Annotated in this window: 5 protein-coding genes and 1 pseudogene; 1 reads left to right on the plus strand and 5 read right to left on the minus strand. The window is 73.8% G+C overall.

Features of this window, described 5'->3' with window-relative positions:
* Positions 1–89: 89 nt before the first annotated feature.
* From ACFXGA_RS38845 to ACFXGA_RS38865, 5 genes and pseudogenes are all read right to left on the minus strand, one after another.
* Positions 90–470 carry a hypothetical protein gene (locus tag ACFXGA_RS38845; RefSeq protein ID WP_378097781.1) on the minus strand — a complete coding sequence of 127 codons (381 nt, stop codon included), beginning with the start codon at positions 468–470 and terminating at the stop codon, positions 90–92.
* Between the two features lie 176 nt (positions 471–646).
* A pseudogene (locus ACFXGA_RS38850) lies at positions 647–1,081 on the minus strand (NAD-dependent epimerase/dehydratase family protein); the annotation flags it as partial.
* A gap of 230 nt (positions 1,082–1,311) precedes the next feature.
* A complete protein-coding gene (locus tag ACFXGA_RS38855; RefSeq protein WP_378097769.1) occupies positions 1,312–1,794 on the minus strand; it encodes a DUF4396 domain-containing protein in 483 nt (160 codons plus the stop codon).
* Between the two features lie 126 nt (positions 1,795–1,920).
* Positions 1,921–3,888 (minus strand): amino acid transporter, encoded by a 1,968-nt coding sequence (locus ACFXGA_RS38860; RefSeq protein ID WP_378097772.1) that lies wholly within the window; start codon positions 3,886–3,888, stop codon positions 1,921–1,923.
* A 130-nt stretch (positions 3,889–4,018) separates the two neighbouring features.
* Positions 4,019–4,861, minus strand: coding sequence for a class I SAM-dependent methyltransferase (locus ACFXGA_RS38865; RefSeq protein WP_378097775.1), 843 nt, complete (start codon positions 4,859–4,861; stop codon positions 4,019–4,021).
* Between the two features lie 214 nt (positions 4,862–5,075).
* On the opposite strand from ACFXGA_RS38865, the gene ACFXGA_RS38870 reads away from it, so the two are divergent.
* Positions 5,076–6,965, plus strand: coding sequence for a multicopper oxidase family protein (locus tag ACFXGA_RS38870; RefSeq protein WP_378097778.1), 1,890 nt, complete (start codon positions 5,076–5,078; stop codon positions 6,963–6,965).
* Positions 6,966–7,160 lie beyond the last annotated feature (195 nt).

The following is a 7,160-nucleotide window of genomic DNA, read 5'->3' on the forward strand; positions in this document are numbered from 1 at the left end:
CGCCGCCCCCCCCCGCCCGGCCGCCCCCGCGACACCGGGTCCGGTCGTTCGTCCACGGCTCCGGCAGGCACGGCCCCCGGGCCCGATCCTCATCGCCCGGCCAGCAGTTCGGCCTCCTCCGCCGCCGACAAGCCGGCCTGCCGCTCGCGATCGACGCCGAGGGCGCGTTCGTGGTCCAGCGCGGCCAGGGCCGTCTCGGCGACCGGCCGGCAGCGCAGGCCGGCGGCCCGCGCCGGGCCGGTGTCGCGGTCGACCACCCCCACGTAACCGTCGGGCAACCACAGCGGCAGCGATCGGGGACCCTGCCAGGGCAGGACACCCGCCGCGGCGAGTTCTTCCGGCGGCACCGGGACGCGTTCCAGGTCGGCGGCGCCGACCGCGGCCGCGATCTCGTCCAGCACCGCGCCCAGGGTGGTGGGAGGGCCGCAGGCGTCGAACGTGCCGGTGATCCCCTGCTCGCCCGCGAGCACGATCCACTCGGCGAGGTCGCGGACGTCGATGAGTTGGCACGGTTGGTGGGCGCGTCGGGCACCACCGCGCGCCCGCCGCGGGCGAACCTGGCCGGCCAGTAGCCGAACCGGTCGGCCTCGTCGCCCGGACCGCAGACCAGACCGGGGCGCACCACCAGCGCGCGGTCCCCGACCGCCTCCACGACCGCCTGCTCCGAGGCCACCTTGATCGCCCCGTAGGCGCCGACGTCCCCCGGGTCCGTCGGGTCGGTGTAGCGCGGTTCCACCACCGGGTCGTCCACGCCGCCGCCACCGCGTGACAGGTCGGCGTAGACGCTCATCGTCGAGACGAACGTCCAGTGCCCGGCCGTCTCCCCCAGCTCGGCCAACGCCTCCCGCACCCACCGGTAGGAGATGAAGGCCACGTCGACCACGGCGTCGAACCGCTCACCGCGCAGTGGCGCCAACGCGTCCTCGGTGTCGCGGTCCACCTTCACCAACCGGGCGCCTTCGGGGACCGTCCCGGACTCCCCCCGCGCGGCGCAGACCACTTCGTGTCCCCGCACCACCGCGGCGGCGGCCACCGCCCGGGACAGGAACCGGGTGCCGCCCAGCACCAACCAACGCCCCATCGGAATCCTCCCACCCGCGCCGGACCAGTGCGGACGTCGATGATCGGTCCCGGCCGGCGCCGGATGATCAACGCTATCAGGTACCCGGCTGCCTCGAACCGGTCCGAGAGCGGGCCCGCGCACCTCTCAGGTCGACATCCCCGCCGGCCGGCACCGGCTCACCGCGGCGGCGTTCAGCGGCACGGCCCGGAGCCGGGGGACCGCCCCGGTGGACGGCCCCCCGCTGCCGGTCAGTGGTGGTAGGCGTGGACGACGGCGTGCCCGCGGCCGCGGGCGATGAGCCACTTGTTCACCGGCACGGTGATCACGAACGCGACCGCGAAGGCGAACGCCAGCGCGCCCCAGAACAACCCGGTCGCCAGACCGGCGTCCATCGCGCCGGGGACCACGAGCATCACGCCGTTGTCCACGACCTCCATGACGATGATCGACACGGTGTCGGCGGCCAGTGCCACCTTCAGCGCCTGCCGGAACCCGACCCCGGCCTTGAGCACACCGCGCATGGTCAGCGCGTAGCCGAAGACGAACGCCAGGGCGACGGCCAGCACGATCGTCGCCACCGTGCCCCACCCGAGGGCCGTGCCGATCACCATGCCCAGCACCTCGCCGATGGCGCAGCCGGTGAGGCAGTGCAGCGTCGCCGACGCCGCCATCCCCCAGCCGACTCCCCCGCCGTGCCCGTGGTGACCCTCGTGACCGTGCTCGTGCCGCATCTCGACTCCTCAACCGATCCGTATACCCCTGGGGGGTACCGAGGAGACACTAGCACGGTGGCGCCGGCTGTCCACCAGGCTGTGCGGCCGACCACAACCGACCGCGGTCCGCCGCACCCGTGCAGGTCACCCCACGTGGATGCCGGGACGGCGGTCGCGGTCCGGCTCGTGGCTGCGGATGATCTCGCGGACCACGGGCGCGGTGTCGCCCTGACCGAGCAGCAGGTAGCGCAGGAGGTGGCCGAGCGGGTTGCCCTCGCTCCACTCGAAGTGGCAGTGCGGGCGGACGCCGGTGGCGTCGCGCAGGGCGAGCAGGATCGCGGCGATCGCGTTGGGCACGGCCGGGCTGTCGGCGCGCAGCACGCGGTGCCCCCCGACGTCCACCCCGCGCACCCGCAGCACGTCGCTGAACTCCGACGGGTCCACCACGTCGATCTCCAGGAACAGCACGTCGGCCGTGCCGGGCACCGGGTTCAGGCCGCGCTGCTGGCTCTCCTTGGCCCGGTACTCGGCGGCGTCCCCGGCCTGGCGGCGGTTGGAGATCAGGGTCAGCGAGCCGTCGTGGGCGATCGACTCGGTGACGAACCGGCGGGCGTTGTCGTCGAACTCGATGTGCGTGACGCGCAGCTCGGTGGTGCGGGCGACCCGCGACACCAGCGAGACGGCGATGATGCCGAGGATGAAGAAGAACGAGATGGTGATGCCGTCCGGCTTCTCGACGACGTTGTCGACCAGCGCGTAGAGCAGCACGAGCGTGAGGGCGGTGAAGCCGACCGCCTGCCGGCGCTGCCCCCGGCGGGCGGCGGAGATCACCACGGCGACCGTCGCGGACACCATCATGGCGAGGATGCCGGTGGCGTAGGCGCCGGCCTGGGCGTTGACGTCGGCGTGGAAGATGATCGTGACCAGGACGCAGACGGCGGTGTAGACGAGCACCACCGGCCGCACGGCGCGGGTCCAGTCCGGGGCCATGCCGTAGGCGGGCAGGTAGCGGGGCACGATGTTGATCAGGCCGGCCATCGCGGACGCGCCCGCGAACCACAGGATCAGGATGCTGCCGATGTCGTAGGCCGTGCCGAACCACTGCCCCAGCAGCTCGTGCGCCAGGTAGGCCAGGGCCCGGCCGTTGGCCTCGCCGCCGGGGCGGAACGCCTCGGCGGGCACCAGGACCGTGGTGACGAAGCTGGTCGCGACCAGGTACCCGGACATGATCAGCGCCGCGGCGGTGAGCAGCTTGCGCGTGTTGCGGACCCGGCTCGCCAGCCGCTGCCCGGGGGTGTCGCCGGACGAGGAGATCAGCGGCATCATGCTCACCCCGGTCTCGAACCCGGACAACCCGAGCACGAGCAGCGGGAACGCCAGCACCGCCGGGCCGACCACGTCGGTGATCCCGCCGCCGGAGGTCAGCGCGTCCAGCCACCGGTGCAGCGCCGCGGGCTCGGCCCACAGCTCGACCACGCCCGCGCCCACGACGACGGCGTTGAGCAGCAGGAACACCGCCACCAGCGGGATGGCGACGCCGACGGCCTCGCTGAACCCGAGCAGGAACACCCCGCCCAGCACCAGCAGCAGGACGACCGTGACCAGCACTTCGTGGCCGTGCAGGGCGGCCGGGCTGATCGGGTTCTCGACCAGGTGCACCGTGGCGTCCGCCGAGGACAGGGTGATGGTGATGATCCACGACGTGGCCACGAACCCGAGCAGCACGAGCACGAACAGCTTGCCCCGCCAGAACGGCAGCAGCTTCTCCAGCATCGCCACCGACCCCTGCCCGTGCGGGCTCTCCGCGGCCACCCGCCGGTACATCGGCAGCATGCCGAACAGGGTCAGCGCCACGATCAGCAACGTCGCCAGGGGCGAGACCGCCCCGGCGGCCAACGCCGCGATGCCGGGCAGGTAGGACAGGGTGGAGAAGTAGTCCACCCCGGTCAGGCACATCACCTTCCACCACGCGTGCGGCTCCTCGTGGCTCGCGGCGGTGACCGGTCCCTCGGGGGCCACCTGGTGCCGGAGCAGCCACCGCCCCAGCCGGGACGACGGCGCCGGCGGGCGGACCGGGCTGTCCAGCCGGGCCGGGAGTTCCTGGGCGTCCATGGCGCCACGGTCACACATCCGGGGAGGGCACCGCGGCGCACCGGGAGCCCCTTTACGCGCCCTTAGCGCCTGCCGGGCCGCCGCGAGGTCCGCGAGTTCACCGTTTCGGGGGACACGCGACCACCACCGGTCAGGGACCGGGCTTCGACGCCTTCAGCCCGAACATCAGGGGGATCCGGGGCTCGTCGGCGGGCAGTGCCCACCAGCCGCTGTCCGTGCGGGTCATCCGCGCCCAGCGCGGCCACGGCAGCAGCTCGCTCTCGGTGAGGCCGTCGACCCGCAGGCCGGCCCCCACCAGCGCGGTGACCAGCTCGCCGAGCGAGTGCATCCACTCGTAGGCGACCGTGGCCCCGGTCAACGCCGGTCCGTCGGTGTAGGTGTGCGTCGAGTCCCGCTCGATCGCGCCGCGCCCTTCGAGGTAGTCCTGGCGCAGCGCCAACGCCGTCCCCTCGTCGGGACGCGGCTCGAGGCCCAAGGCGAACAGCAGCGGGTGGAACTCGGCGACGTAGACGAACCCCCTGGGCTTGAGCAGCCCGGCCACCTCCGCCGCCCACCGTGGCAGGTCCGGCAGGTAGCACAACGCGCCCTTGCCGGTGTAGACGACGTCGAACCGCCCGGCGCCGAGGTGCTGCACCGCGTCGTGGACGTCGGCGTGCACGTACTCGACCTCCACGCCGTGCGCGGCGGCGATCCGCCGGGCCTCCACCACCGCGGCGGCCGAGAGGTCCAGCCCGGTCACCCGGCCGCCCCGCCGCGCCAGCGCGATCGTCTCGACGCCGAGGTGGCACTGCAGGTGCGCCACCTCGCGGCCGGACAGGTCGCCGAGGGCCGCCCACTCGAACGGCGCGAACCAGCCTTCGGGGTCGCGCCGCCCGACGCCGTAGAACTCGCTCGCCACGTGCACCGGCGTGCGCGCGTCCCAGTTCGCCCGGTTCGCCCGCACCATCCGCCCGACCTCGGCATCGAAGCCCACGACCGACACCTACCAGTGCGCCCGGCCCCTGTCGACCGATGGGTTCGGACGGGTTTTCGGCCGGCGTGTATCCAGCGCCGGGTCCGCCGCCTCTTGTCTGGTGTCGCGGGTTCCGGTTGGGGAGCCGGGCCCGCGGCAAGGGGGACAGCGCACCACCCGCCTCTCGGGGGGCGGGTGGGTCGCGCGTGATCTGAGTTGCCGGGGGGCAAATCTCATGACCGAACTCATCAGCACGTCCGCGCCCGTGGCCGAGGGGCCCGCGTTCGGGCTCACGAAGTTCCTCGACCCGTTGCGGGTGCCGCCGGTGATCCGGCCGCACTCGTGGTGGCACCAGGACGCGCTCACCGTCACCATGGTCCGCACGGCCGTGCGCCTGCACTCGCAGTTGCCGCCCACGGCCGTGTGGGCCTACGACGGGCACTTCCCGGGCCCGACCATCGAGGTGCGCAGCGGCCGGCGGTTGCGGGTGGCGTGGACCAACGAGATCGAGGGGAAGATCCCGCTGGTGGCGGTGCGTGCGCCGCTCGCCTCCGGGCCGCAGAACAGCCCGGGTTTCCGCGCGGCCGACGGCTCGCTGCCCGAGGGCGTGGCGCTGGTGGAGGGGGTGTCCGACCTGCCGTCGTGGACGGTGGTGCACCTGCACGGCGCCCTCACCGGCGGCGGCAACGACGGGTGGGCGCACAACGCGGTGCTCAAGGAGGCCGCGCAGCTCGCGGAGTACCCGAACCGGCAGCAGGCCACCACGCTCTGGTACCACGACCACGCCATGGCGATCACCCGCTTCACCGTGCACGCGGGCCTGGTGGGCATGTACCTGGTCCGGGACGAGGAGGAGGACGCGCTCGGCCTGCCCTCGGGCGAGCACGAGGTGCCGCTGCTGATCACCGACCGCAACCTCGACACCGACGCGGACGGCGCGCTCACCGGGCAGCTGCTCTACAAGGTGCCCTACCTGACGACGCCGGCGGGCCAGGTGCTGCACCTGCCGTTCAGCGGACCGTTCACGCTGGTCAACGGGGTGATCTGGCCGCACCTGGACGTGGAGGCCCGCTGGTACCGGTTCCGGCTGCTCAACGCCTCGAACTCGCGCACCTACCAGCTGCGCCTGGTCGACGACGGGACGGAGGAGCCGCTGGACGACGCGGTGCGCCAGATCGGCACCGACGGCGGCCTGCTGCCCGCGCCCGCCGAGCTGCCGGACGAGGGTCTGGTGGTCGCCCCGGCCGAGCGGGCCGACCTGCTGGTCGACTTCTCGCGGCTGCGCGGCCGGCGCGTGCGGCTGACCAACGTGCACCCGACGGCGGCGCCGGAGCCGGCCGTCATGCAGTTCCGCGTGGAGGACCGCGACCGGCACGACCGCTTCCGGCTGCCCGCGAAGCTGTCGACGTCCTACGTGCGGCTGCACCACGGCACCACGGTCCCGGAGGACCACGACCACGTCTTCGTGGCGCTGGTGCCGCCCGGCACCGGGGGCGAGGGCCACCCGCAGCTGTGGGAGCTGCGGGAGATCACGGACCCGGCGGAGGTCCCCGCCGAGCTGCCCGCGCCGGGGATCATCCAGCTCACCGACCCCAACACCGGTCGGGTGCGGACGTTCGAGCGGGTCGCGAGCCTGTTCGACGACACCACGAGCGTGTTCATCGACCACGGCCGCTGGGCGGTGTGGAACTTCGTGCACCTGGGCGGTCCCGCGCACCCGATGCACGTCCACCTGGCCCAGTTCCAGGCGCTGACCCGCGCCCAGTACCCGAGGGACGCGGCGACCGGGAACGTGCCGGGCTTCGACGTGGCCACCGGCGGCACGACCGCGCCGCTGCCGGCGCCGGGTCCGGGCCGGCCGCTGGACCCGCGGGAGGAGGGCTGGAAGGACACCTACCTGGTCGGCCCCGGCGAGTGGCTGACCATCGCGGGCCGGTTCGACGGCGCGACGGGCAACTTCATGTACCACTGCCACATCCTCGACCACGAGGACGAGGGCATGATGCGGCCCTTCGTGGTCATGCCCGCCGAGGCCGCGCGCTTCCACGTCCACCGCTTCGGCGGCGGCCACCACCACGGCGAAGCGGCGGGCGACACCCGCAGCCACGGGAACAACGCCCTCTGAACCCGGGACGCCGGCCCGTTCGGGCCGGGGTTCGCCACCACGGCACCAGCACCTCCGCACGCCCCCGGCCGCCTCGAAGCCGGGGCTCACCACCACGGCGACGCGGTCGGCGACACCCGCGACCCGCGGGGACAGCGCCCTTCGAGCCCGCATCGCCTGCCGAAGCCGCCCCGGGACCGCGATCCGGTCCCGGGG

Source organism: Actinosynnema sp. NPDC059335 (assembly GCF_042752395.1).
Taxonomy (GTDB): Bacteria; Actinomycetota; Actinomycetes; order Mycobacteriales; family Pseudonocardiaceae; genus Actinosynnema.